The organism is Rhizobium sp. 11_C7_N12_5, assembly GCF_051811145.1.
GTDB lineage: Bacteria > Pseudomonadota > Alphaproteobacteria > Rhizobiales > Rhizobiaceae > Rhizobium > Rhizobium lusitanum.
Window position 1 is genome coordinate 1,984,741 of sequence record NZ_JBPWPY010000001.1, and the last position, 25,233, is coordinate 2,009,973.

Here is a 25,233-nt window from a genome sequence, read left to right on the forward strand (position 1 = left end):
CCGATCATGGCGTTTCAAAAGCGGCAGCCAATGTCTGCCGGGCAACCTCGTCCCAGGTCATTATCCCATCGCGAAAAGTCGGCGAACGCCGCATCGCCAGCGCCGCGTCGACCTTCTCTCGCCAAGCGGTTTCGCCGTCAAGGCGATAGGCAATACCGTTCGCACGGGTAAAGGGAACGAGATCAGGCAGCAGGATCGGTAGACCGCAGTAGCTGTACTGCGCGAGTTTCAAGCTCGATTCCGCCAGGTAAATCTCATCTGCCGTCAGGCGATAAGGAGCGATGCCAAAATCGGCGTGCTGCAAGTATGGTACGATGCTCTCGAAATCCCTCTCACCGTAGATGGCGATGTTCGGCAGCGCCCAACCACTCCATTGCGCACCAAAGACATGGAAATTCACATCCGGAGCGGCCGCAGCCATGGCGGCGACAGATGGCTGGTCAAAGAGCATGTTACCGATCGAAACAGCATTGCGGCTACCAGCTTGATACGGCGACGGCTGGTCGCGATCGAACACGGCGGCATCGACACCCTGAGGAATGACCCGTACACGCCCACCCTGGGGAAGCAGCGCCCCGAGCCTTTCCGAAGGAACGCAAATTGCGTCGAAGCGACTAACCGCGGCAGCTTGAATATCTTGCAGCACAGGTGCTGCGCGTATGCTTCTCAGCAGGTCGCGACAAAAATACAGAGTTCGCGCCTTCGGATTGAGCCGCTTGATCCGGTCAAAGAAAGCAAGTGCTGAGCCGCTTTCGATCAGCACCAGATCGGCAGCGGCTATGACATGACGGGCAAAGCGCGGCAGGTAGCTGCCATAAAGCCGAAAGAGCATCGCATTTGCCGCATTCAGAAAGCGGTTGTTCGAACTGAATGCATGGAGTGGCGGGAGATACGCGCCCGCCCTCAGATTGACGCCGATAGTCTGAAATCGATTCGCTTGGCTTCCCGACAAGGCTCGGAAGCGCGGGCGATCCTTGAGCAGAGTCAGCCAACTATGGCCAATGGTGAGAAAATGGACGTCGTGTCCCTGCTCGGCCCAGCGGGATGCAACGAAGTGGATCGACGCCTTGCGATAACCGCGTAAAAACGCATGCGACGTCAGAATGACGATTTTTCGTCGTGGCTCGGTCGCGTCCCCGGCCACCCCTGCTTCTCCGTTTGCCACGGGCGATCCCCAACAGCGATCTTCAGTCGGTTTCTCTCATGCCCGACATCAAAACGTCGATTAGGTTGCGGCGACGAACCGTCATGTCCGGGGCGCTGATAACCGCAACCAAAGCCCAGTTTGCGGCGATATGAACCGCAAAGCGTCTAACAGGCAGTTAAAGTTGGACAATCGGCCTATACATTGCAAATAATAAATGCAGAGAACGCCTCTGGATCTGCCGTGGTCGCTATCAACGCATCGTGAAACCGCATTGCGCTCGCTTGCCCGCACGAAGCGAACAGGTCATTGATTACGCTCCATGAATATCTCGCCAGAGGAATATCCCAGCATGAATGCAAAATACGCGCTGCCCGCTATCCTGGCATGCACTTGCACATGCGCCGTGACACCGGCCTTGGCCGACGACCCGGCTCAATTGGTGCTACGCGATGGCTTCGACGGCAGCGAGTTCGCACCATCCGGTCATCTTTATTATCGCGACAACTCCGAGCAGAAAGCAGGCTCAGTCGAGTTTCAATCGGAAGTCAAACGCTCGGGCACCGGGGCGTTGAAGCTCAGCGTCAAACCATTGTGCCCGCCGGGCAAGGCGAACTGCAGCGAGAGAGCGGAAATCTGGGAGCGTACCAAATATCGCGTTCCATACAATAAGGGCGTCTGGTACGGCTTTGCCGTCAAGTTCGCCGATCCCATTCCCTCAGGCGATCATCGCTATCTCATAGCGCAGTGGAAGCGAGAGATCGGCCCAAAAGCACAAGGTGATTTCAGTCCCTTCCTGGCGTTCCGGCTCAACAACGGCAAGCTCTTCGCGACTGTCGAAACGAACTATGTCGCCCCAACTGCCAAGAAGGACGAGCTCGAGAGCACCGGCAAAGCTTGCAGCGATAACGAGACACCGGTCTGGTTTCGTCCGAACACCAATCAAATGCGTGCGCTGGTCGCCACAGATGGCAACTGGAGCAATGAAGACGGCACTGAGTTTACCGGTTGCACCAACGCTATTAAAGTAATCGATCGTGGTAACAAACTACCGACACCAGATTCCGGCTGGATAGACTTCGCCATTTACAGTAAGCCCGGCCCAGATGGCTCAGGGCATATCGAAATATTCGCCAATGATAAATGGATTGTCACGGTCACGGGACACATTGGACATGCAGACCAAGGGCTTGGAAAGAACCAATATTTCAAGTTTGGCCCCTATCGCGCCGCAGATACAACGGTATGGACCCTCTACTATGATGATTTTCGTCGGTCGCCTCGCTGTGCCGATGTATTGTCGGATCCCAAGCTTTGCCCGATGAAATGACAGGCAGGCGGATGCGTTTCGATGTCAATAAACATTGCAAGGGGAATGCTACGAGGATCTTGCGAGTTTTTTAATGAACTCGCCTGAACCTTTTTGCTTCTTGTTGGTTATGTCCTCTTAAAGAGGAGGCCACCGAAATGCTTACCACCCATCGCGATTGCAAGCATCATGTAAAGAGAAATGCAATTCCATCTCTAGGTGAGATAGAGGGCCGTGTTGCCGTTCTTGAAATCGTTGCTCAATCCGCCCTGACGCATGTCTTCGATGAAGGCGAGGTTGATATCGACGCCGTGCTTTTGTCACAAATTCGCAGAGCCATGCATCGCAAATGCACGGAATTGAAGTTGGACGGTGAAGACGTGGCATCTGCGCTTTCTTACGCAGAGGAATTGATCGAGGCCGCGGTCAGGGCGTCGCATCCAACCCATCAATGATGCCTTCAGGGCCGAGATTAGTTTTGTCCATCATGGTGGCGCTAGCACTTACGCTTGGCGCCTTCCTTCTTGTCGCGCGCCATGATTCAAGAAGCAAACTTGCCGTGCACCCGGACCCGGCTCAGTCCGGATCGCATCAAACCCGCAATAATGTGCCGCAAAGACGCTATGTCGCGTTAAGAGACAGGTCACGTGTATCATATCAGGCTGACGTTAACGTCGACCGACGAAGGCGATTGCAAATCTCAGAAATCAAAGCAGTGTGCGCTACATCCATCCGGTTCAAGCTTTCAACAATGGTGTAGCGAATGTCTATGATGGTCAGTGCGCCACTTTATGCCGACGACATCGATGTCCTTGCAAACGCGCTTTTTGCTTGGTGCGCCGAACGCAGCATCAAGTTACAAAGCCAAGAGGGCCTGTCCGCGGCCAACGTGGCTATAAATCTTTACGACGCCGGCTATCAAACGCAGGACCGGCTTCTTGGCGCGCTGCATGACCATGAGTTTCATTGAGACCGAAGTCATGCAATGTGGGCCGCATTGGAAACGGTCGACATAGTTCGCAAAAACAGACGCGTCAGACCGCTCCCAAACGACTGGATTTTAGTTCCGATAAACACGGCTTTATGCTGCTGTGACCTTTTGCAGGACACCTGCAATGCAATCGCGTTCTTCGAGAATCCCAGTCCATTCATCTTCATGGTATTGCGAATCATAGATCAGCGTGAAAGGGCCTCGGTAACCGGCAGCGTCGGAAAGTTCGACGCAACGTGCGTAGTCCTCCGCGTCAAGACCTGCCGCTGAATAACGACCCTTGGCATGGCACAATTCGGCACGCCCCATGATCTTCGCTAGATCTTCATATTTGCCAGCGCGCTCCCAATTGCCGAAATCCCCGTTGAGACCGACTTTGCCATTCAAGGCATCAAGAACGCGATTGAGTTCCGCCGGGCCGGGCAGCAGATCAAACCAGTTTTCGGCGCTGTTGGCGACACCCTTGAAGGATAACGGCTCTGCAAGGATTGACGAATCTTGACGAAGACAATGGATAATTATTTGAAATCCCTTGAGAATATCGCGCTCCGCAGTCCGACGAATTGATCAATATTCTCGCCGGCGACTATCTGATGATAGTTCCCAAGAGGCGAAGCAAGAGGAAGCATTGAGCCACAACTTGGAAAGCGGCCCAGGCCTCGACGGGGCACGGCAGTTCATCACCACCAATCTTCCGATTCTGCCCGTTCCCGGCATTCCCGAGATTCGGCTGCACAAGGCAGGCCCGCATAGTGGTTTGCGACATCTCGCAGAGCGGGATCCGCAATTCGGCTCCCCCTATTGGGCACATTACTGGGGTGGAGGGTTGGTACTTGCTCGCTATCTTCTGAATAGGCCAGAAACCGTCGCCGGTTGCCGCGTGCTCGACCTCGGTGCTGGCTCAGGAATTGTGGGCATTGCAGCCGCAAAGGCCGGAGCGGCAGACGTGTATGCCGCTGATATCGATCCCTATGCCATCGCAGCCATCGGGCTCAATGCGGCTCTGAATGACGTGGCTGTCCAGCCCGTCCTCGCAGATTTGACAAGAGGCGAACCTCCCGCCGTCGATGTCGTCTGTATCGGTGATCTCTTCTATGAAGCGGCCCTCGCAAAACGCGTCACCGCATTTCTGGATCGCTGTCTGGCAAAAGGCACAGTGGTTCTAATCGGCGACCCGTGGCGCGCTCACCTGCCGGCATCGCGACTTCGGATTCTGGCAGAATATGCCATGCCGGATTTTGGCGAGAACGCCGCAAGCCCTCGGCTAAGCGGCGTCTTTGCATTCGAAAGCAGCATGTCACCATAAGGTGAAAAACGATCAAGGTCGACCACAGCGGCAAATACGGATTCGGACCGGAAATGCCGTCGCGATCTAGACCTTCATCTTGGCACGCCGGCGATTTCCGCGCTCAAGCCGCTTTGCAAGCTCTGCAAGTTCAGGGCTGGCCGCATCGAACACCGGCCGGGCGTCATCCGGCAACCAATGCGTTGCATGTTTGGTCATCGGCGGTTTAACCCGCTCGCAACCGCCGGCCGAATTCGGCATCATCGGCGATATGCGCGACCAGTCAGGCTCCTGCAATATCGGCGAAGTGGCGAGAAATGCGCCGGCGACATTCTGAAATTCGCTCTGAATGCGCCGCTCCGCGGTGCGCCGCACACGCCCGGTTCGGGCGCAGAAATCCCGAAAAGATCCGGCGACACGAGGTGCAGCAAGGCAAACGGACCAGCGCGAAAGCAGGATGCGGCGCTCCTCGTCCCGGACGTGGATCCGCAGCCAATCCTGCAACACCTCTTCGGCCCGACTGATGGCGGCAGCGCTCGGGCGATAACGGATGCGGAGATCGGCATGATCCATCGACTCGGGCAGGACATCCGGCCAGAGCGTGCGCATTCTGTCCGGGCGAACGCCGCGGACATCGAGGTGAACCATCGTATCGGCCGCCTCGATGAAGCGAGCACGAACGATCAGGCTCAGATCGGCGATCTCAGCCGCATGATGGGATAGATCGTCAAACTGCGAGGCGGGTCGGTGCATCAAGTCGTCTCTCCAATTCCCAATAGATTAGGGTTCGCAGCGTCGCGCGAACCGGCCAAGGCCGCCTCGCCACGGCATCCAAGCGCAGCGAAGCAAGTGCGATGTCGTCGAAGGCGCCAAGCAGGTCGCCCGGACGCTGCAGCGCCCAATCCTGACGCTGCATAAGAACATCGGAGACTGCTCCGATCGTATCCGACCAAAGCTCGTCGCGATTATTTCCGGTTTGACGGATGCAGCGCAGAACAAAGACCAGATGTCCGTCGCCATATCGCCCCCGGATTTCCTGCATGGTCCCGCGAGCATGGCTCTGGGCCGGCGCGCGGCGACGATGGACCGGAACGAGCTTGATGCCGAGGCCATCGAGAAGAAGATCAAGCTTGCCCTTGGTCATCGATCCTGCAGCTCCTTTCGCAAGAAAATGTATGCTTGTTCCACCGCGGCATATCGGTCACGCCATGTTCCCGGCCGCAACGCCGACCGGCTTGGGCTTAAAGAAAGCTTCCGCCTTGGAAATTGCCTCCACTCTCGCGCCATCGCGCAGCATGGGCGTGTTCAGATAGGCAACCATGGCCTCGCCGGCGGCGGCCTTTGCTGCATCTTCCGTCGCAAAGACAATCGGTTCGCCACTCCGATCCTTGAGGATCTCGTTCGTCGCGCGATGAACCTTGCGAATCCAGCCGAGATGACCGCCGGCAACCGCTTCTGTTCCGATTTGAAATTCATTCATAGCAACCTCCTCTGGCCGGCAAGGCCAGGTCTGTGAGTTGGATTCTGTGGTTTGATTTTTCGTGCAGAAGCCGATTTTCAGCTCGGTTTCGCGAAGCGTGTCCGCTTTGCCGCGCCGGCATCTTTGTCGCCGGTCATCCGGAAATGGATCTGGTCACCCTCGGGCGCACCGCAGGCGTCATCCTGATCGCCTGAATATTCTGATCTCCAGAAGACGGATTTTATCGCCGCCAGCGTACCGGCGAAGAAGAGCGCGGCGCCGATACATGTCAGAAAGCCTTGTAACATTTCGCTCATGGCATCTCCTCCGGATTCGGCGCCGGTGTCGCAGGCTCGGCATCGTCCATCTCCGCCGGCTCCACGGCTGCGTCGCAGTTTTCGCAATGCAGTTCGATGATCTCTGCGATCGACAAAGCTCGATGACAGCCTGGACAGTCCCAGAAGCGGTCGAAATATCCCCTCTGCAAATATGATTTCCTGCCCCTCCAACTCGCGATCATGCCATCACCCCTAAACACATCTTTCCATCGTAGGCCGGTTAAGCCAGCGTACCGGCCACGGTGATTTGCACCGCAGGCCCCTTGATAAACACAAATTATGTTGATAATAATGTCGATGTCAACATGATTTATGTTAATAATTTTGCGAGTGTCACCTGATGCAAAAATCCATGGGCGAACGACTGAAGACCGCGCGCGAAGCCGCAAATTATCCATCAGCCACGAAGGCGGCAGAAGCGCTCGGCGTGAGCCTTTCCACCTACCGGGCGCACGAGAACGGCCAGAACGAATTCAACGCCGAGATCGCTAACCGCTATGCCAAGAAATTCGGCACGACGGCAGCCTATCTCCTGACCGGCGAAGGGCCGCGCAAAGTGGCCCGCTCGGTACCGAACATGGTCACCTCCTTCGATCCGGACGAGCAATACAATGAAGGATTCGCTGAAGATAACGATGAGCTCAGTTACAGCCGCGAGCATTGGCAGCCGCAGATCGCAGGCGCAACGCCGGAAGTGGATGTCAAGCTGGGTGCCGGCAGCGGCGTTGTCGGCGAAGTCATCAACCTGCCCGTCGGCTCCGGGAATGTCGCCGGCCACAAGATCGTTGCGGAATGGCTGATTCCCGCGGGGTATTTGCGCAACGAGGCGAAAGCTTCGCCAAACCATACCATCATCATGGAGGTGATCGGCGACTCCATGCAGTCTACATATATGCCAGGCGATCGCGTCATCGTCGATCTCTCCCAGAACCAGATGACGACCGATACCGTTTACGCCATTAGCGACGGCTATTCCGAACCGCAGATCAAGCGTCTCCAGCGCGTGCCCTTCACGCATCCGAGCCAGGTGAAAATCATTTCGGACAATCCGGCGCTGGAAACATTCACTGTCGAACTGGAGCGGCTGACGATCATCGGCCGCATCTGCGGGCATATTGCGCGGAAGTAGCAAGCCCGCCTTTTCTCCTTTCGCATAGCTCACCAAATCTGTGACTTTTGCTGGATATGTCGGCGGTCATAGGTCTCAAACACTTTTAGTGTCTTTCTCGATCTAAATAAACACAAATAATGTTGACATATATCGTGTTGAATGGCAATTTCTCATTAAGAGCCTATTGGCACTGAAAGGAATGAGCCCGCGCAAGCGTTAAAAGCTTGCACGAAGTCAGCGAAACCGGACAGGCCATGGATTTTGGAAGCCGGAAGCATGCTGAAAGGAAGTGCCGTTAATGCCCAGTAAGCCCAACACTACTGCGACGGATCTGGCGGACACAGTGATGATGGACAACAGGAAAATAGGACGCGTGTACTCCACGTCAAACGCGAAGGCAGCAGAATGACAACGCACACCGATGTGTTCTCCTGCGAATACTCGTTCGATGAGCTGAGCATTCGCCTCTGCGATCGCTGGGAAACCGGATTGCTGCTCTATGGGCGCGCCGAGTTGACATCGGCGGGCGCCGGTTACGAAGATGAGTTTTACGTCTCTGCAATCCGTTTGGATGGCGGGGCGAGACTGACAAGGCCGAACGCACTGAACGTCACAGGCAATTTCGAGTCCGAACTATTTCGACGGATAGCTGCGGTCATAGAAGACGAAAAGACACATGCCGGCCATCATGCAGCCGAGCTTTTCGCCAGTGAATTGGAACAATTCAGGGAGACCGATTATGACCACGTCTACAAGGTCGAGCGGGAAAGAATCCTGGAGTCGCTGGCCTGATGCACATTGAAATTGAGGCTTTCACACCGAAATCAAACCGAAACGGATGCTGCCATGGCCACGGAAGTTCCGCTGCGCGAGCGTGAAGAAATTCGTATGCTCGAGGAGAAACTGCATCGTCCGGAAATCCGCCGGTCGCCGGAAGCAGTGGCGGAGCTCCTGGCGGAGGGGTTCGTTGAATTCGGCAGTTCGGGAACGATCTATAACGATAGAGATGAGCTCATCGCACGGCTGGCGGAGGAGACGGCGGATAAACCTTCAGCGTTGGTCACGGCCTGCGATTACGCGTTTCGATCGATTTCACCCGATGCAGTCCTGGTGACATATCGGGCCATTCGGCCATTAAAAGATGGTAAGCCGCCGCGGCATGTCTTGCGCAGTTCGATCTGGCAGCGCATCGATGGCAGGTGGCAGATGATATTTCATCAGGGCACCGTCACCGCCCCACCGGCTTAGCGAAGAGACCGAGACTAACGCTGCCCGGGCGCCACACCATTTCCCCGACGGTCGACACTTGCTTTGGTCAATCCGAGACTATCGGCCATTCGAATGAGGTCGGCCACGGAGTCGGCCCGCATCTTGCGCATGGCTTGACCACGATGGACCTTCACGGTGATCTCGCTCAGGCCGATCTCAGCGGCGATCTGCTTGTTCAGAAGGCCGCACGCAACAAGCGCCATGACCTCGCGTTCACGTGATGTGAGCGTCGAAAGACGTTCCTGAAGATCGATGGCCGCGGCTTCCTTCCGAAGGCGAGTCCGATCGATTTCGAGAGCTTGCCGGATAGCGTCGAGAAGATCCTGCTCGCGGAACGGCTTCAGGAGAAACTCCACCGCGCCGGCCTTCATTGCCCGGACGGACATCGGCACATCGCCGTGTCCGGTAAGGAAAATGATAGGCGTCAGATAACCTGCCTTCGCTAGCTCGTCCTGAAAATCGAGGCCGCTCGCATCCGGCATCCGGACGTCGAGGACAATGCAGGCCGGGCCGACCGAACGAGGGTGCGACAGGAAGTCACGCGGCGAGGCAAAGCCACGCGTGTCGTAGCCGATCGAGCGCAGGAGGCTGTCGAGCCCGTCTCGCACGGACGCATCGTCATCGATCACATAAACGGCTGATCGCTGCTCTTCCATGCCCTACCCTCTCACCTTCGCATCCGACGGCAAGGTGAAGCCGAAAACGGTTCCATGCGGGAAGTTCGGCGCCGCATAGACGGTACCACCATGTGCCTCGATGATCGACCGACTGATCGCCAATCCCATTCCCATGCCGTTCGGTTTGGTCGTATAAAAGGCGTCGAATATCGTGTCGAGCGTCGCCAACGGCACGCCAATACCGGAATCACGCACGCTGACTGTGATCTTGCTTTCATCGGCAGCGGCACTGACAAGCAGTTCACGCGTCTCTGCGTCGACTTCAGTCAGAGCCTCGATCGCATTCATGATCAGGTTGAGGATGACCTGCTGGACCTGCACGCGATCGCCGGTGAGCAATGGCAGATCGCTCGCAAGCTCGGTGCGAAGAAGTATCTGGCTCTTCCGGATCTCGCTGCGAACGAGTTCCAACACATCCGTAATCGCCTCGATCAGGTCGATCCTGTCGCGCGAAGGAGCCGACCGCGCCACAAGTCCGCGAACGCGGCCGATGACATCGCCTGCCCGCCCGGCATCCATGACGATCCGCTCGATCGCGCGCCTCGCCTCATCCTGATCGGCAGGCGTTGCCGAAAGCCATCGGAGCGCAGCGTTGCCGTTGGCAGCTATCGCCGTAATCGGTTGACTGACCTCGTGAGCGATGGATGTGCCGAGTTCGCCCACGATCATGAGGCGCGACATCCGCGCAAGCTCGGATTGCGCGAGCCTCGCTCTTGCGTCAAGCCTCTCGATCCTGATCGCCAGATAGGTCGTCGCGCCGATAGCGAGCAGGCTGAGCGTGCTGTTGACCAGACCTGCTTGCGAAGCTCCATGACGCGTCAGGAAGTAACTCACGACCGTCAGGACGGCACAGGCGACGCCCACGAACGCGATCGCTCCCGTTCGCCCGGAATACACAGATATGAGGATCACAGACACGTACAGAACGGCGAACGCGATCTCCAAGTCGGTGATCGTGTCGCCAATAAAGATAAGGCCGGCAAGGATCGCGATGCCGAGCCAAAGGAACGGCATTTCGAGAAGATACTTCAGAAACTCGCGCCTCATGCCCTTCGTCCCCGTTTCAGCGTTCGCAGCACATTGCGTACGGGAATGGCAAACTGCCTGACCCAAAGTCCGAAAACAACCGCGGCCTTCGCCGTGCCAGATTGAGGGTCATTTGATCAAGTGCGACGGTCATGATTGTCGTTCCCTGCATAGTGGTTGCAAAAACGGCAGCGTTGCCGACGTCGAAGGATGGCGAGACTTGCTCTGTTCGGACGAGCTGCGGCGCGAACAGCAGGCGCGTTTGCCTCGCAGGCAGAACCCGCGAAAATATAGGCGCGTGGTCCATTGCATGAGCCGATTCGCGCCTCAAAAAAATATCTGCGCCCGGCAGCCCGGCATAGTACTTCAGGCGCGCCGCTCGCTTGCCGAAATGCCCTCGCACTTGGGAGGTTGGTCCTTCCTGTTGCTGGAGTTGCTTCGATTCTGTCTGCTGAGAGCCTCCAGCAGGCGGCCAGATTCTTCATTGTCCCCGGGCACCATAATCCTTCCCGCGACCAAGCAGGCCGCGAGAGCGAATGGATCGGCGATCCCGTTGGAGCCTTGTGCGTCAGGCCGTGCCTTGGGTGCTTATCAAATTCAAAAACGCTTCTTGCTTGGCCGCCGCCTCATCCGCCAGCAGCCCTTCTGGATCCAACCCGATCGCGTGTATCAACTTGGGTTCTCCAGCGTGAAGAGATCAGCATTTTCGTCATAGGCGAAGTACTCGGCATAGCGGGCCCAGTTCGTCACGGCCTTGAGGGTGATATCGGCATAATCCTCCGACATGTAATCCTCGAGCTCGTCACGAAAGCGCCGGGCCGGCGCACGGTGCGTCGGCCGCTCGTCCAGAACGCGGCGGATATGAGCAGCAAGCGGCACATAGCTTGCCAGATGTTGCTCGAAGAGCCGCTTGCGCTCGTCGACATCGCTGTCGGAGAAACGCAAGCCGGACGCCGTCAACTTGATGTCGCCTCCTTCGAGATCTGCGAAACGCAGAAGCTGCAGTGTTTCCGCCACCGGAAAGAGATCGTCGATGCCGAGATGCAGGTGTGTCGCCAGCGGCGGCAAGTCGGCCCGCCCTCGATAGGGCTCTGCTGCAACCGTCTCGATGAGGCCGGACATCAGGTTGGTCGAGACGCGCGGCAGCGCCATGGCTATGCCCGTACCCGGGAACAAGCCGTCACGTGTCGGCGCACCGGTTTTTGCCGTCATCCTGGCATAGATGTCCTCGACCAGCATACGAAATGCCGGATCGAGACGATTGCGCGGCTGCGGCAACTCCACCCGGATTTCGGCGATGACACGGCCGGGGTTCGATCCGAAGATCAGAATGCGGTCGCACATCAGCACCGCTTCCTCGATATTATGCGTCACCATCAGAACCGACTCGATCGGCATCCGACCCTCGCACCACAGGTCGAGAAGGTCGGTGCGAAGCGTTTCGGCGGTCAACACGTCGAGTGCGGAAAAGGGCTCATCCATCAGCAGCACCTTGGGACGAACGACAAGCGCCCGGGCAAGACCGACACGCTGACGCATGCCTCCAGACAGCTCCTTGGGATAGGCGCTTTCGAAGCCGTCGAGACCGATCAGGTCGATGGCCGCCAGCGCTCGCTTGCGGCGCTCCGATGATTCAACCCCTTGGGCTTCCAGGCCAAGCTCGACATTCTGCAAGACGGTCAACCAGGGAAACAAGGCGAAGCTCTGGAAGACAACAGCAACGCCGGAATTGGGACCGGTCACCGGCCTGCTTTCGAAAGTGATTTCACCCTTGCTGGGGCGGATGAGACCGGCAATGGCGCGCAGCAGCGTCGACTTGCCCGAGCCGGAACGGCCAAGCAACCCCACAATTTCATTGGGATAGAGCTGAAGATCGACATTCTCGAGCACGACCAGCGAGCCTGAAGCCCCCTTGTCGTATGTCTGGCAGACCTGTTTGGCCAGCACCAACGGCGAGCTCTTTGTGATGTCGACCTTCTTGGAGATGACAGCGTTTTCCATGTTCGGTTCTCCGATATGTGATTAATCGAGACGCAGGCGGCGTTCAGCGAAGACGTAGAGCGGCCGCCAGAGCGTTCTGTTGAAGAGGGTGACGAAGACGGACATGACGACTATGCCGAGAATTACCCGCGGAAAGTCGCCCGCCTCCGTCGCCTTCGCGATATATGAACCAAGCCCGAAAGCTTCGAGCTTCGTGTTTCCCCAGCTTGCCAGTTCAGCGACGATGCTCGCGTTCCAGGAACCGCCCGACGCCGTCAGCGCTCCGGTGACGTAGTAGGGAAATATTCCTGGCAGTATCGCACGGCGCCACCACGTCCATGAGCGCAGCCTGTAGACCGAGGAAGCCTCCCGGAGATCCGTGGGGAAGGCACTTGCACCGGCGATCACGTTGAAGAGGATGTACCATTGCGTGCCCAGCACCATGAGCGGCGACAGCCAGATGTCGGGGCTGGCACCCGTTGCTACGATTGCGATCACAGCAACAGGAAAGAGCACATTCGCCGGAAATGCGGCCAGGAACTGAGCCACGGGTTGAACACGCTCTGCAACGGCCGGACGAAGACCGATCCAGACGCCAAGCGGAACCCAGATCAAGCTGGCCACCGCGATCAGGACAACGACGCGGACAAGGGTGACGAATCCGCCGGCAAAAGCGATCCCGACGTCGTTCCACGACAGCGTCTGATCTAGATACGATACGGCACTCCAGACACTCCAGGCACCGACGACAGCGATCAGGGCGAGCCAGCCATAATCGATGACCCGCGTAATCGGCCGCCGTCCGCCTTGCCTGCGGCCAACCATTGTCGGGCTGGACCGCAGCCGGATAAGCATCACGCGGCCCCAGATGGCGGCAAAGGGTGCGGTTAGGTGCTTCAGAAGGCGCGTGCGGCGCACCAACGAATAGACCCAGGACCGTGGCTTCTCCTGTCCCGCCGTATGCTCGAAGCGGAATTTGTCTGCCCAAGCGACGATCGGCCGGAAGAGCAACTGATCATAGAGGAGGATCACGATCCCCATGGCAAGCACGGCCCAGCCGACGGCGGCAAAGTCCTGCTTGTCGATGGCAAGCGCGAGCCAGGAGCCAAGTCCCGGAAGCTGTACGGTGGTATTGCCGACGGTGATCGCCTCCGAAGCAACCACGAAGAACCAGCCGCCGGACATCGACATCATCGTGTTCCATATAAGACCGGGCGCAGCGAAAGGTGCCTCCAGCCGCCAAAAGCGTTGCCAGGTGGAGAGGCCGAATCCACGGCTGACTTCATCGAGGTCGCGGGGCACCGTCCGTAGCGACTGATAGAAAGAAAAGGCCATGTTCCAAGCTTGGCTGGTGAAGATCGCAAAGATCGAGGCGCACTCGGCACCGAGCTGGCTTCCGGGAAACAATCCCATGAAGAATGCGACGGTGAAGGTCAGGAAGCCGAGCACCGGAACCGACTGCAATATGTCGAGGGCCGGAATGATGATCGTTTCGGCACGGCGGCTCTTCGCGGCAAGCGTGGCGACGACGAAGGTAAAGACGAGCGAGGCGACGATCGCGGCCAGCATGCGCAATGTCGTGCGCAGCGCATATTCAGGCAGATTGGCGGGATCGAGCGTGAGCGGCGCGGCAGCAAGCCCCGACAGCGGCGCCCGCATTTCCGCGACGCCGTGAAGCGCAAGAAACGCGACTGCGACAATGAAAGCGAATGCAGCAAGGTCGTAGCCGTTCGGTAGTATACGGGCGCCTGCAAGCGCGGCAACGGCGCTGCGCTCCCGCCGATCATTAGGAAGGAAGACCATGTCTAATCCCTTGAAAACAAGAGGTCGCGAATGATGCATGTTCGTGGCGCCCCAGTCGCGGAGCCAGGGACATGCGCGGTAAAACAAGAATTCGGGAAAGCCGGCCTATGCCGCTCGACGACTGCCGTCTTCGTCGGGAGCAGCTCCGCGCTCGGTCGTCCAGAAGCACTCCAATTTCCCGCTGCGGGGATTGATGTGCCAAATGGCGATCATGCGTGGGCGCTGAACGATCACAGCCCGATCAGACCTCGGCGTGCCAACCACGGCGGGCAGGATCTGCAAGGCGGAAAATTTGGATGCGGACGCCCGTCCGCGGAAAAAAACGATATTGTTCATGGCTCACCTCGTCGGTCCGCTTGTCGACGGATCCGGATGGCGAGCCGGACAGGCTATGCCCGACCGGCGCTCGCCCGGCGGATGCCGGTAGCGGTCCAGGTTGTTGCGATGACCGTCCGGATGCGGCTCGAAACCGCAGCCGGACAGCGACTAGGGTAGCTGTCCATTTGTCTCTTGATCAGTTGTTTCGTCAGCCTTCGCATTGTGTTGCGCAGGCAGGGCCGTCTTGTCACAACCACTGAGGGGGATCAATCAGGCGATGGTGCATCGCAATTATACCAAAGTATAGCGCCCGAGATTTCGCAGGCCGTGGGCTTTGGCGGCGGCGATGAAATCATACTCACGAAAGGAGTTAGGAAGCATCCTGAAGTCGGGCTTCGACCTATCGGGAAGAAGGAAATGCTGCATTCCAGAAACTTGTCGCCTCGAAGGTCCAGTCGAAGCTGGGAACAAGGCGCCGATCCGATGCCTTGACGACGGCATCGACGAGCAGCCGGGCGTCCAGCAGCTTCTGATTGACGGAATTTATCCGCAAGGCTGCCAGCACTCCGGAGGCACGCTTGTCATCCGAAATACAGGACTGAACCAGCAACTTATAGGTACGATCCTTGAAGAAGATCGCCTTCGCCGTCTCCAGAAGACGATCGTGCTCTGCCCCGGATATGCACCCCAGCAGCAAGCAATGCGCGATCGTTGCCCGGACATTGACGAGTGGCTCGCTCAAGGGAAGAAAACCGAGTTCCGCGGGCGCATGGGACTGGGCGACTTCGGCATCGTCCTCCAAGGCGCCGCTGACGTAATCGTCATAAATCCTGCCGATGCCGACCATGCCGAAGGCCGCGCATTCGGCCGCTCTCAACGCGCCCATGCTCGCGGCGCCGAAGACCTGTACTCCTTGAGCAAGGCCAAACAGGATTTCCTTGTGCCAGATCGACGGTACATACTCATAGACCCCATCAACCAATCCGATGACGTTGGCACCATCGTCCACGGCCTGGAAAAAGTCGCCTTGCCTGGCTGGCGGGCGCAGCTCATAGCCCGCAGCCGGCAACAGAGTCGCACCATGGAAGGTCGGTCCGGCAAAGATAACTCTCATCGTGAACCCAAAATCCTCTTCTCGGCGCGCATCCCGACCTCCCGGAGCCACGTACGGTTGGAAATTTCAAGTCCGGAAGCAAACACCGCCCCATTCAGAACTACCATTTTCGGGATTTGGAGCAACAACCTTCACTAAAACACAGAATTGTGAGGGCTTGAGTTGCAATTAATCACGCGTTGCAGCAGAAATATAGGACCAGTTTCGTTGTCGTACCGGCGTCAATCTGCCTACAATTACTGAAATACGGCACCTCGGCGGCTATTACACGTTTAAAGCGATATAGAAAGCGCGATGGGATTCTCACTCAGAACATTCGGAGAAATCGTTCTTCTCGACAGGGAGGGTCAGGCGGTCGCGTTTCCGGAAAAAGCATTGCTGATACTTGCCTATCTACTTGCGAACGAAAACAGTTCTGCCAGCAGGGCAAGCATGGCGCGGCTCCTCTGGGGCGAGGATGATATCGCCAACTCCCTGACGAATCTGCGAAAGCTTGTTTCCCGCATCAAGAGCCGGCAGTCGGACCTGAAGACCGCATTCCTGACCTTTGACGAGACGGACGTCCATCTCGAGCGCGACTCTATAACCAGCGATATTATTTCCGCGCGTGCCGACACGCTCAAGAAACCATTGGATAAGCTTGCTTTCCTTGCAAAAGGCCTGCGCGCAAGGTTTCTCGGGAAGGCCAACTGTCAAAGCAGGGTTTTCATCGATTGGCGGGCGGGCGAAAGCAGGCGACATCTCGCCATGTTGAAGGAAACGCTTGATGACGTCGTCACGGCTCCCGCGACGCCCGACGGCATCGCGCTCATCAAGGAAGCCGCACTCCTTCTCTTCGAGGCCGAACCGCAGGACGAGAGCACGCACCGCATATTGCTGAAGGCGTTCGACGCCGAAGGTGGGCTGGAGCAGCTCAAACGCATATTCGAACGGCGCAAGGAGCTCATTTCATCGTGGCCGGCAAAATTGTCGATGCAGCCTCAAGGCCAGACCCCAGCGCCCGTCCACCAGTCCGAATCGGGCGCATTGTCGGATCGTGATGCGACGACTAGGCCCATCCCGCGCCTGCCGCGTCTGGCCTTGCTGCCGCCAATCAACCACAGTCCCGACCCCGGCGCTGCGATGGTGGCCACCTCGTTGGTCGAGGATATCACCCTTGGCTTCTGCGCCTTGAACAGCCTGCGGGTGATCGCCCCCTACTCCGCCATGCAGATCAGCAGGCAAAGCGAGAACCAATTTGAGCTCCTGCAGCGATACGACATCAACTATGTTCTCGATACCCGGCTGAGTGGCCTCGGCGATGACGTTTCGTTGTTTACGCAGCTCATCTATCTGTCGAACAGCGAGGTCGTCTGGGCCGAACGCTTCAGCTTTCGCAAGCTGGATCTGGCCCGCAATAAACACGACATCTCGCGGCACATCATCCTCGAAGTCGCTGGGCAGGTCGAACAGCATGGGATGACGCGCGCCTATTTCGAACAGAGCCCCGCTGCCTATCACCAATATCTTGTCGCGCAGCAATATCTCCATCGCTTGACCCTGCCGAACATGCGGCGCGCCCGCAAGGAGATGAAGACTGCCTTGCGCGAAAGCGCCGATTTCGCACCGGCACTGAGCTCCATTGCCCGCACCTATTCCAAGGAATGGCTGCTGACGGCACGCGGCGATATCGAGCTGCTGAAATCGGCCGAGACCTATGCCACCCAAGCCATCACGATTCGCGAGGATCTTGCCGACGGCTACCGCGAGCTCGGCGTCGCCAAGCTATTGCAGGGATCCATCGACGAGAGCGTCGAGGCGCTGGAATTGGCGGAGACGCTGAGCCCGCATTACGCGGACGTCATTGCCGATCACGCGGACACGCTGGTCCACTTCTCTCGCCCCGGCCTCGCTCTTGAGAAAATCCAGCGGGCCATGGAGCTCAACCCCATCAATCCGGACTCATATCTCTGGACGGCTGCGGGGGCCAGCTATTGCCTGGGCAGCTTCGAGAATGCGCTTGGATATATCGACCGCATGGTCGATGCCGATCTGGCAGACCGGCTTTCGGCCGCAAGCTGGGCAATGCTTGGCAACGACAAGAAGGCACGCTTCTTCGTCAGCCGGGCTCTCGAAACGAATCCTGATTTCGATGTGGATAGATGGCTGGCCGTCGTGCCTCTGCAAGAGCAATGGCAAAAGGACATCTATCGCGAAGGCCTTAAGAAAGCAGGATTTTGACATCAAACCAGGTAGAGAAAGGGACTAATCTGCATGGCTAGAGTTGTTATTATTGGAGTGGCCGGTGAAAAAGGCCTATGGGTTGCAGATCTCGACAAAGGAACGGTCGTGCAACTGACCACGCACGTCACCGGCACGCTGAAGCCGGTGGTCGATCTACGGGCAAGCGGCGCAGTAATCACCAAGGGCGTGGATGTCGCCGTCCTGGTAAAATCAGCCGACAAGGCTTTTTCGGGTCATCTGGACGGCTAAGTTACCGTAAATAAAGGAGGTGCCGAGGCAATCGGCACCTCAATGCTGTTTGTCAGTTCGAATAGCGGTAGCCTCCAATATGTCGAGCAAAATGCGAGAATTTTTCACGAGGCTGGGGAGCTGCGGCCGATGAGAGAAGAGACTGCGAGGGTAGTCTACGCGCGTGTGATCGCGCTCGATCCGCTGATAAACAAATTATTTGAATCTGCTGACGCGGTCGAGGATGAAACGCTGCGCAGCCAGTTCAAAAAGGCGGTGGGAGAGGTAATGGGCACATTATACTTCGAGATCATGTTGCCCTTGGAGAAGCGATACCCGGCCCTCATCCCTGAAACGGAGAGACCATCAACAAAACTCCGGTAAAACGCAGCCAGCGAAAAATTATCAAATAAAATGTAGCTCGTCACATTCGATGATCTTTGTGCAATTGAAAACATTGAGTTTTCATCGGGTCATCATCAGCAACGTCGTACCCCGTCGTCACATTCGTTGCTCCTACGGACCCATTTTCTCACATTCGATGATCTTGATGACCACGCGTGTTGGTTTCCACGCAGAACTGAGCCGGTTAGGCGCATAATTTCCATTGAGAATTGAGCCATGTGAACCTTCCCCCCAAAGCGGTGAGCGACGGGGGCAACGGAGTGATCCACATGGGACTTTTAAACATCATCCGTCGGATGGCGCTTCGCGAGAAGCAGTCAATCCGCGAGATCAGTCGGCGCACTGGGCTGTCACGCAACACGATTGCGAAGTATTTGAGTGCCGGTACGATCGAGCCGACGTTCACGGTACCGGAACGACCGAGCAAGCTTGATCCTTTTGCCGACAAACTTTCTGGCTGGCTGAAGACCGAGGCCGGGAGGTCGCGCAAGCAGCGCCGAACGTTGAAGCAGCTTCATGCCGATCTGATGGCTCTCGGATTTACCGGCTCCTATGGTCGGGTCGCCGCGTTCGCCCGTAATTGGCGGGTTGAGCAGCAGACAGCGGGCCGCGGCATATTCGTTCCTCTGTCTTTCCGCCCAGGCGAAGCGTTCCAATTCGATTGGAGTGAAGATTATGCCGTGATAGGCGGCGAGCGCACGAAGCTTCAGGTCGCCCATATCAAACTATCACACAGCCGGGCGTTTCTGGTCAGGGCCTACCTACTGCAAACGCACGAGATGCTCTTCGACGCCCACTGGCACGGGTTCCGCGTGTTTGGCGGAGTACCTGGTCGCGGCATTTACGACAACATGAAGACCGCGGTTGATCGTGTCGGTCGTGGCAAAGAACGGCAGGTCAATATCCGTTTCCTCGCGATGACGAACCACTACGTCTTTGCGCCTGAGTTTTGCAATCCCGCCGCGGGTTGGGAGAAGGGTCAGGTCGAGAAGAATGTCCAGGATGCCCGACCGCGACTGTGGCAACAGATGCCTGACTTTCCGGATCTGGCGGCATTGAATGCCTGGCTGGAACAGCATTGCCAGGACCTGTGGCGCGACACAGCACACGGCACCTTGCCCGGCACGATCGCGGACGTCTGGTCGGCAGAACGCCCGGCATTGATGGCGCTCCCTGCCGCGTTTGACGGCTTCGTCGAGCAGAGCAAGCGCGTCTCGCCCACCTGCCTGATCACTTTTGAGCGGAACCGCTACAGCGTGCCTGCATCGTTTGCCAACCGGCCTGTCAGCCTGCGGATCTATCCCGAGCGACTGGTCGTTGCGGCAGAAGGCAATATCCTATGCGAGCATGAGCGGGTCATTGAACGTAGCCACGACAAGCCGCCACGTACGATTTATGACTGGCGGCATTATCTTGCGGTCATCCAGCGCAAGCCCGGTGCCCTGCGTAATGGTGCGCCTTTCCTGGAATTACCGTTGGCCTTTCGGCAACTTCAGGACCAGATGCTCCGCCGCTCCGGCGGTGATCGTGAGATGGCCGATATCCTTGCTCTTGTACTTCACCACGACGAACAAGTTGTTGTCAGGGCTGTGGAATTGGCCCTGGATGCAGGCGTGGCGACCAAGACGCATGTCTTGAACCTGCTGCATCGGCTGATCGATGGCAAGACAATCGATGGTCCCGACGTTGATACGCCACAGGCGCTCACGCTGTTGCGTGAACCCAAGGCTGATGTTGAACGCTACGATGGTTTGCGCCTGCGGACCGCAGGAGGCCGTCATGCGTCATGATCCTGCCAGCGCAGCCGTCGTCATCATGCTGCGCAGCCTGAAGATGTATGGCATGGCCCAAGCCGTCATCGACCTGATCGAGCAAGGGGCTCCAGCCTTCGATGCGGCCGTGCCGATCTTGTCCCAGTTGCTGAAAGCCGAAATGGCCGAGCGCGAGGTTCGCTCGATCGCCTACCACATGAAGGCAGCTCGCTTCCCGGCCTACAAGGACATCTCCGGGTTCGACTTCGCAGCCAGCGAGATCAACGAGGCGACGGTGCGCCAACTGCACCGATGCGAGTTCATGGACGGAGCGCAGAATATCGTGCTCGTCGGCGGGCCGGGCACAGGAAAAACACATGTCGCGACCGCCCTTGGTGTCCAGGCGATCGAGCATCATCGCCGAAAGGTCCGCTTCTTCTCGACCATCGAATTGGTCAATGCGCTCGAACAGGAGAAGGCCAAAGGCAAGGCAGGCCAGATTGCTGAGACGCTGGTTCGCCTCGATCTGCTGATCCTCGATGAGCTCGGATACCTTCCGTTCAGTGCCTCAGGCGGTGCGCTGCTCTTCCATCTGCTGAGCAAGCTCTATGAGCGCACCAGCGTCATCATCACTACCAACCTCAGCTTCAGCGAATGGGCGACCGTCTTCGGTGATGCCAAGATGACCACGGCTCTGCTCGACCGCCTGACCCATCGTTGCCATATCCTGGAAACCGGGAACGATAGCTTCCGCTTCAAAGCCAGCTCGGCTGCAGCAGCCCAAAAGAGAGGAGAAAAAGCTAATCCCTTGACCAAATCCTGATCAGAAAACCATACTCAGAGGTGGCTCACTTCTCGGTGGAAAAACCGGCTCAGTTCCGCGTGGAAACCAACACCCTGCTCAATGGCGATGACCAGGGAGCAATTGTTCTCGGCTCGTCCGGCTACGGTAAGACAACACTCGGGAAAGCTTTCCTGCTAGAGGCGTTGGAGAAGAGGCTTGAGGGCTCGGCGGCTCAATTGCCATTCGAGGTGTTTCTTCCCGACGTTCCGACGGGCGAAGGCGCGTTCGAGGCCTATCTCGTCAATCGAGTTGTTCCACATGTGCAAGGCTATTCGTCGGCATCCTTCAGGGAGGAAGCGAGGACGAACGGTGTCCTGATCGTTGCGGATGCTTTTGACCGGGTTCCGAAATCTGCGCGACAGAGCATCGTATCGGAGCTGCGAAATCTCGTTCGAGACTTTCCAAAGACCCGCCTGCTCGTACTGTCTCGACCTAACTGCTTGCCTGATATCGAGTTGCCGACATATCGTCTGCGCGGATTCGACGAAAAAGATTTTCTCTCTCTGCTGACCGCAGACCGAGAGCGCTCCGACCGCTCAATCGGCAGATTGAGAATTCCCGAGCACCTGCGACAACTCTGTCAGGTGCCTCTGCTTGCAAAGCTCGTAGCGAAGCACTTACGTTCATTCCAGCGTTTTCCAACGAACGTGAACACGCTATATGAAGAATGGTTGGGCGAAATTCTGCGCCCTTTCCAGGCTTTGGAGAAAGGAAGGCTTCGCGCCTTTCTCGAGGAACTCGCTGCCGAAACAACTACTCAGCCCGTTCAAATCACCAGATGCTGGGAACTGGCGAAGTCCATGGACATTTCGGCGGGACTGGAGCAGCTCATGGACGCCGACGCTATCTCCATTCGCGGAACCAGTGTGGAACTCGTTCACGAGGGCCTGGCCGATTTCTTCCGGGTTCAACGTCTGCTGCGACTTCCATTGAAGGAATTGGGACCCGCACTGGAAGGGATCGACACCAGCGATACTTCTCAAACCCCAGGTCTCCTTTTATCGGGCGCGGCAACACCGGAAGCCAGTCGAGTGATTTGGCAGTCCCTAGCCATGCGTAATATTCAGGTCGCGCTCTCGTCTTTGAAATTCACCATCGGCGACGGGGAGCGGCGTCCCGTATCAAGTTCTCCTAGTGTCGTTGAGAGCCTTCTCTCTGATGTTCTCAATGGAGTAGATGCACTGCTGGAGCCGCATTTCTCTGCGCAGTTGGCAGGCGATGTTCGCATGTTCTTAGCGGGAAAGCCCGTTTCCGTCCTTGGAATCGAGGGGCATGTCAGGGCTGGATATCTCGATTTTTCGTTTTTTGACGCGGGCGAAAACGGTTCGCGGGTGCGCCTCGGTCAGGCTGAGAGTCCACGCAGGGAATGGGGAGTGTCACTGGAGGGGCAAGGTTACGACGCCGATGCGGGACGCATCCTGGGCGCGCAGCGAGTGTCCGGTGCCATCAAGGAATTGATCGACTACCGTAGGCTTAGGGGAGGCCCGATCTGGACGGAGGAAACGGTCTTCAGCCGCCTGCGTCATCTCGGGCGTCGTCACGGATTGAAATTCGAGCTTCCGTACGACCTCGAAGTCTGCAAGGCGGGGCTGCTCCCTGTCGCTGATCGGCGATTTGGGCCGCGCTTGAAACCACGAGCACAATTTGTAGACGTCGCCGCGCTAATCGAGGACATCGACCAACTTCTATCCGAGGGTACGAGATTCCTGCACCCTTGGTGGGTCGAGCCTTACAGTGTCGATTTCACCGACCCCACTGAGCGCGCGAGCCTCGCTACGACCTTCGACGCATTCTTTCGAAGACGCCAGCAAGCCTACGTGGAAATCGTGGAGCGGGAGATGCCAGGGCTGGCTGACTGGCTCCCCGAATATGCGTCGATTCCTGTGAGATATGACCTGAAGGGATCGTTGTCCGATGTTCAGGGCACCACCGATCTGCATCTCTATTTTGAAAGATGGCCGGTGGCGAAACTTGAAGATGCGGGTGCCGATCTAAGCTTTTCGGAGAAGCCCCAAACAGATTTTTCGCGTAACGCGACGGACGCGTATATATCAAAAACAGAATTGATTCTCGCCAAGACCGGACGAACCAGAACCAGCTTTCACATCGTTAGAGGAGGAATATCGGTTCCGCAATTTAACGGTCGTACGTATCGGTCGAGCGACCGCGAAGACGAAACGGCAGTGGTCTCTTCTGTGATGGAAATGCTCGGGGACGACTGCCAGAAAGTCTTCAGCGTGATTCCCGAGTTCAGATGGAGGTGATTTGCGCAACGACAGTCCTGGTTGATTTGCCGATGAGCGCTTCAATTAAAGAACAGAAACTCAAGTAAAACGTCGTTTACTCAATAAAAACAACGCCCGCCAGCGCAATCGTATTGACGAAAAAATCATCGTTCGTGACGAACTAGATAAAATGGTGGGCCCGGAGGGACTCGAACCCCCAACCAAGCGGTTATGAGCCGCCGGCTCTAACCATTGAGCTACAGGCCCGGCACGAGAGAAAATCGTCGCGCTTACAGCGCCGGAGCAATGGTTCCCCGGAAGCCGACTTGGCTCTAGCCCAATTTCTCTTTTCCCACAAGGGACTGCCGCAATACCTTCACAATCAATCCGCAAAAGCGAATCCCGAGGAAACACCAACCAAGGAACGAACCATGCCACTGACGAAAACCAGAGATTTTGTTTTTGCCGCTCTTGTCAGCGCTGCCTTCTTCGTGCCCGCCGCCGGCGCCTTCGCAGAGGATGCAAAGCCGCACGAAGCCGTCATCACCGTCACCGGCGAGGGACATGCGGCAGTCGCGCCGGATATGGCGGTGATCACGCTGGCGGTCGTTCAGCAGGCGAAGGCCGCTCAGGACGCGCTCGACCTGAACAACAAGGCTATGGGCGCTGTGCTTGCAACGCTGAAGGATATCGGCATCGCCGAGCGTGACCTTCAGACGTCAGGTTTTTCCATTCAGCCGCAATATACCTATCCGAACGACAAGGACGGCCGTGCGCAGCCGCCGGTTCTAAACGGCTACCAGGTGACGAACGGCCTCACCGTTCGCGTGCGCGATCTCTCCAAGCTCGGTGCGCTGCTCGACCAGGCGATCAAGCTCGGCATCAACCAGGGCGGCGACATCCAGTTCACCAACGACAAGCCGGATGCCGCGCTTGAGGAAGCCCGCAAGAAGGCAGTGGCCGATGCTGCCGCCAAGGCAAAGACCTTGACGGATGCCGCCGGCGTCAAGCTCGGCCGGGTCATCGCGATCCACGAAGGCGGCATTGCCGCTCCGCCTCAGCCATATATGCGCCAGGCAATGGCCGCGGCCCCGATGGACAAGGCCGTTCCCGTCGCAACCGGCGAGAACGAGTACAATGCTTCGGTCAGCATCACCTACGCGATCCAGCAGTAGTTGAAAACAGAACCGCCCTTCGCTCGGATTCATCAGAATCGAGCAAAGGGCGGTTCCGCGGCCCCCGCCAAAAGGCGAAAAGGTCAAATATGGAATGGCAGGCGCAATATGCGCCCGCTTTTCCGATCAGCGGCCCAGCATCGGGCAGCCGCGAACATTGGCAAACATCATCGTATCCGGACCGCGACGACCGAAGCCATCGACGATGACGCGGCGCGGCGTCACATCCACGACGCGGGCGCGGCGCAGGCCATAACTGCGGGCGACATCCAACGCTTCACGCGGATCGCAGCCACGACGGCGGTCGAAGCGCGGCGGCGGATTGTCGTATTCCGGCGGAGGCGGCCGATGACGGCCGGGGCCGACATAGATATCCACCCCCTGTGCGGCGGCAAAATCCGCCGTGACCGACAGTGCGGTAACTGCGATGGCGACGGCTACCCCCAACTTTGCCAGCAATTGTCTCATTGTGTCCTCCATAGAGCAAAGGGCTTCCCTCTCATGCCTGCAACATGTGCTGAGCGAGTGCCCGAGAAGTAACGGCGCGATGCTGAACAA

General features: G+C 57.6%; 26 protein-coding genes and 1 tRNA gene. 14 read left to right on the plus strand and 13 right to left on the minus strand.

What is annotated here, in order from left to right; genetic code table 11:
- Window positions 1-4: 4 nt before the first annotated feature.
- On the minus strand, window positions 5-1,165 hold the full coding sequence (locus AB8B29_RS09800) for a GumK N-terminal domain-containing glycosyltransferase (RefSeq protein ID WP_112440432.1): 1,161 nt from the start codon (window positions 1,163-1,165) through the stop codon (window positions 5-7).
- 331 nt (window positions 1,166-1,496) lie between these two features.
- Here AB8B29_RS09800 and AB8B29_RS09805 point away from each other — a divergent pair, with 331 nt between their 5' ends.
- The 3 genes from AB8B29_RS09805 to AB8B29_RS09815 all read left to right on the plus strand — a co-directional run bounded on the left by AB8B29_RS09805 (window position 1,497) and on the right by AB8B29_RS09815 (window position 3,423).
- Window positions 1,497-2,474 carry a polysaccharide lyase gene (locus tag AB8B29_RS09805; protein ID WP_037200716.1) on the plus strand — a complete coding sequence of 326 codons (978 nt, stop codon included), beginning with the start codon at window positions 1,497-1,499 and terminating at the stop codon, window positions 2,472-2,474.
- A gap of 137 nt (window positions 2,475-2,611) precedes the next feature.
- The gene (locus AB8B29_RS09810) at window positions 2,612-2,908 is read left to right on the plus strand and encodes a hypothetical protein (RefSeq protein WP_037200679.1); all 297 of its coding nucleotides are present in this window, start codon (window positions 2,612-2,614) and stop codon (window positions 2,906-2,908) included.
- Window positions 2,909-3,216: 308 nt separating this feature from the next.
- Window positions 3,217-3,423, plus strand: a complete 207-nt coding sequence (locus tag AB8B29_RS09815; RefSeq protein WP_037200678.1) for a hypothetical protein — start codon at window positions 3,217-3,219, stop codon at window positions 3,421-3,423.
- A gap of 111 nt (window positions 3,424-3,534) precedes the next feature.
- Here AB8B29_RS09815 and AB8B29_RS09820 read toward each other — a convergent pair whose 3' ends face one another.
- Window positions 3,535-3,831, minus strand: a complete 297-nt coding sequence (locus AB8B29_RS09820) for a hypothetical protein (RefSeq protein ID WP_439006463.1) — start codon at window positions 3,829-3,831, stop codon at window positions 3,535-3,537.
- Window positions 3,832-4,072: 241 nt separating this feature from the next.
- Here AB8B29_RS09820 and AB8B29_RS09825 point away from each other — a divergent pair, with 241 nt between their 5' ends.
- Window positions 4,073-4,750, plus strand: a complete 678-nt coding sequence (locus AB8B29_RS09825) for a class I SAM-dependent methyltransferase (RefSeq protein WP_439006464.1) — start codon at window positions 4,073-4,075, stop codon at window positions 4,748-4,750.
- Window positions 4,751-4,816: 66 nt separating this feature from the next.
- On the opposite strand, the gene AB8B29_RS09830 is transcribed toward AB8B29_RS09825, so the two are convergent.
- From AB8B29_RS09830 to AB8B29_RS09845, 4 genes are all read right to left on the minus strand, one after another.
- Entirely contained in the window at window positions 4,817-5,482 is a 666-nt protein-coding gene (locus tag AB8B29_RS09830; RefSeq protein WP_113118983.1) for a DUF6362 family protein, read from the minus strand.
- Window positions 5,457-5,873, minus strand: coding sequence for a hypothetical protein (locus AB8B29_RS09835; RefSeq protein WP_047562808.1), 417 nt, complete (start codon window positions 5,871-5,873; stop codon window positions 5,457-5,459). The genes AB8B29_RS09830 and AB8B29_RS09835 overlap by 26 nt, the downstream gene beginning before the upstream one ends.
- Window positions 5,874-5,930: 57 nt before the next feature.
- Window positions 5,931-6,209, minus strand: coding sequence for a hypothetical protein (locus AB8B29_RS09840; RefSeq protein WP_113118982.1), 279 nt, complete (start codon window positions 6,207-6,209; stop codon window positions 5,931-5,933).
- A 77-nt stretch (window positions 6,210-6,286) separates the two neighbouring features.
- Window positions 6,287-6,505 (minus strand): hypothetical protein, encoded by a 219-nt coding sequence (locus AB8B29_RS09845; protein WP_092577546.1) that lies wholly within the window; start codon window positions 6,503-6,505, stop codon window positions 6,287-6,289.
- A 361-nt stretch (window positions 6,506-6,866) separates the two neighbouring features.
- On the opposite strand from AB8B29_RS09845, the gene AB8B29_RS09850 reads away from it, so the two are divergent.
- The 3 genes from AB8B29_RS09850 (at window position 6,867) to AB8B29_RS09860 (ending at window position 8,885) form a co-directional block, all read left to right on the plus strand.
- Window positions 6,867-7,655 carry an XRE family transcriptional regulator gene (locus tag AB8B29_RS09850; RefSeq protein WP_037194520.1) on the plus strand — a complete coding sequence of 263 codons (789 nt, stop codon included), beginning with the start codon at window positions 6,867-6,869 and terminating at the stop codon, window positions 7,653-7,655.
- Between the two features lie 387 nt (window positions 7,656-8,042).
- The gene (locus AB8B29_RS09855) at window positions 8,043-8,429 is read left to right on the plus strand and encodes a hypothetical protein (protein ID WP_113118981.1); all 387 of its coding nucleotides are present in this window, start codon (window positions 8,043-8,045) and stop codon (window positions 8,427-8,429) included.
- 54 nt (window positions 8,430-8,483) lie between these two features.
- Window positions 8,484-8,885 carry a DUF4440 domain-containing protein gene (locus AB8B29_RS09860; protein WP_113118980.1) on the plus strand — a complete coding sequence of 134 codons (402 nt, stop codon included), beginning with the start codon at window positions 8,484-8,486 and terminating at the stop codon, window positions 8,883-8,885.
- 14 nt (window positions 8,886-8,899) lie between these two features.
- Here the strand turns inward: AB8B29_RS09860 and AB8B29_RS09865 are convergent, their stop codons facing one another.
- The 5 genes from AB8B29_RS09865 to AB8B29_RS09885 form a co-directional block, all read right to left on the minus strand.
- Window positions 8,900-9,562, minus strand: coding sequence for a response regulator transcription factor (locus tag AB8B29_RS09865; RefSeq protein ID WP_037194527.1), 663 nt, complete (start codon window positions 9,560-9,562; stop codon window positions 8,900-8,902).
- A gap of 3 nt (window positions 9,563-9,565) precedes the next feature.
- Window positions 9,566-10,630, minus strand: coding sequence for an ATP-binding protein (locus AB8B29_RS09870; RefSeq protein WP_113118979.1), 1,065 nt, complete (start codon window positions 10,628-10,630; stop codon window positions 9,566-9,568).
- Window positions 10,631-11,278: 648 nt separating this feature from the next.
- Window positions 11,279-12,610: an ABC transporter ATP-binding protein gene (locus AB8B29_RS09875; RefSeq protein WP_047638605.1), complete on the minus strand. Its 1,332-nt coding sequence runs from the start codon at window positions 12,608-12,610 to the stop codon at window positions 11,279-11,281.
- Between the two features lie 21 nt (window positions 12,611-12,631).
- A complete protein-coding gene (locus AB8B29_RS09880; RefSeq protein WP_113118977.1) occupies window positions 12,632-14,392 on the minus strand; it encodes an ABC transporter permease in 1,761 nt (586 codons plus the stop codon).
- Window positions 14,393-15,110: 718 nt separating this feature from the next.
- A complete protein-coding gene (locus tag AB8B29_RS09885) occupies window positions 15,111-15,824 on the minus strand; it encodes a TfuA-like protein (protein WP_113118975.1) in 714 nt (237 codons plus the stop codon).
- Window positions 15,825-16,118: 294 nt separating this feature from the next.
- Here AB8B29_RS09885 and AB8B29_RS09890 point away from each other — a divergent pair, with 294 nt between their 5' ends.
- From AB8B29_RS09890 to AB8B29_RS09915, 6 genes are all read left to right on the plus strand, one after another.
- Entirely contained in the window at window positions 16,119-18,044 is a 1,926-nt protein-coding gene (locus AB8B29_RS09890) for a membrane protein (protein WP_037194541.1), read from the plus strand.
- Between the two features lie 33 nt (window positions 18,045-18,077).
- The gene (locus AB8B29_RS09895) at window positions 18,078-18,296 is read left to right on the plus strand and encodes a hypothetical protein (RefSeq protein WP_037194543.1); all 219 of its coding nucleotides are present in this window, start codon (window positions 18,078-18,080) and stop codon (window positions 18,294-18,296) included.
- Window positions 18,297-18,425: 129 nt separating this feature from the next.
- Complete coding sequence (locus tag AB8B29_RS09900) at window positions 18,426-18,659, plus strand: hypothetical protein (RefSeq protein WP_162740616.1); 234 nt, start codon at window positions 18,426-18,428, stop codon at window positions 18,657-18,659.
- A 290-nt stretch (window positions 18,660-18,949) separates the two neighbouring features.
- A complete protein-coding gene (gene istA, locus AB8B29_RS09905) occupies window positions 18,950-20,470 on the plus strand; it encodes an IS21 family transposase (protein WP_439006679.1) in 1,521 nt (506 codons plus the stop codon).
- Window positions 20,460-21,254 (plus strand): IS21-like element helper ATPase IstB, encoded by a 795-nt coding sequence (gene istB, locus AB8B29_RS09910; protein ID WP_421446353.1) that lies wholly within the window; start codon window positions 20,460-20,462, stop codon window positions 21,252-21,254. The genes istA and istB overlap by 11 nt, the downstream gene beginning before the upstream one ends.
- A gap of 35 nt (window positions 21,255-21,289) precedes the next feature.
- On the plus strand, window positions 21,290-23,539 hold the full coding sequence (locus AB8B29_RS09915; RefSeq protein WP_439006465.1) for an NACHT domain-containing protein: 2,250 nt from the start codon (window positions 21,290-21,292) through the stop codon (window positions 23,537-23,539).
- Between the two features lie 152 nt (window positions 23,540-23,691).
- On the opposite strand, the gene AB8B29_RS09920 is transcribed toward AB8B29_RS09915, so the two are convergent.
- Window positions 23,692-23,767 (minus strand) — tRNA-Ile (locus AB8B29_RS09920).
- 164 nt (window positions 23,768-23,931) lie between these two features.
- Here AB8B29_RS09920 and AB8B29_RS09925 point away from each other — a divergent pair.
- Window positions 23,932-24,675, plus strand: a complete 744-nt coding sequence (locus tag AB8B29_RS09925) for an SIMPL domain-containing protein (RefSeq protein WP_047638623.1) — start codon at window positions 23,932-23,934, stop codon at window positions 24,673-24,675.
- A 126-nt stretch (window positions 24,676-24,801) separates the two neighbouring features.
- On the opposite strand, the gene AB8B29_RS09930 is transcribed toward AB8B29_RS09925, so the two are convergent.
- Window positions 24,802-25,143, minus strand: a complete 342-nt coding sequence (locus AB8B29_RS09930) for a hypothetical protein (RefSeq protein WP_037194548.1) — start codon at window positions 25,141-25,143, stop codon at window positions 24,802-24,804.
- Between the last annotated feature and the right edge of the window lie 90 nt (window positions 25,144-25,233).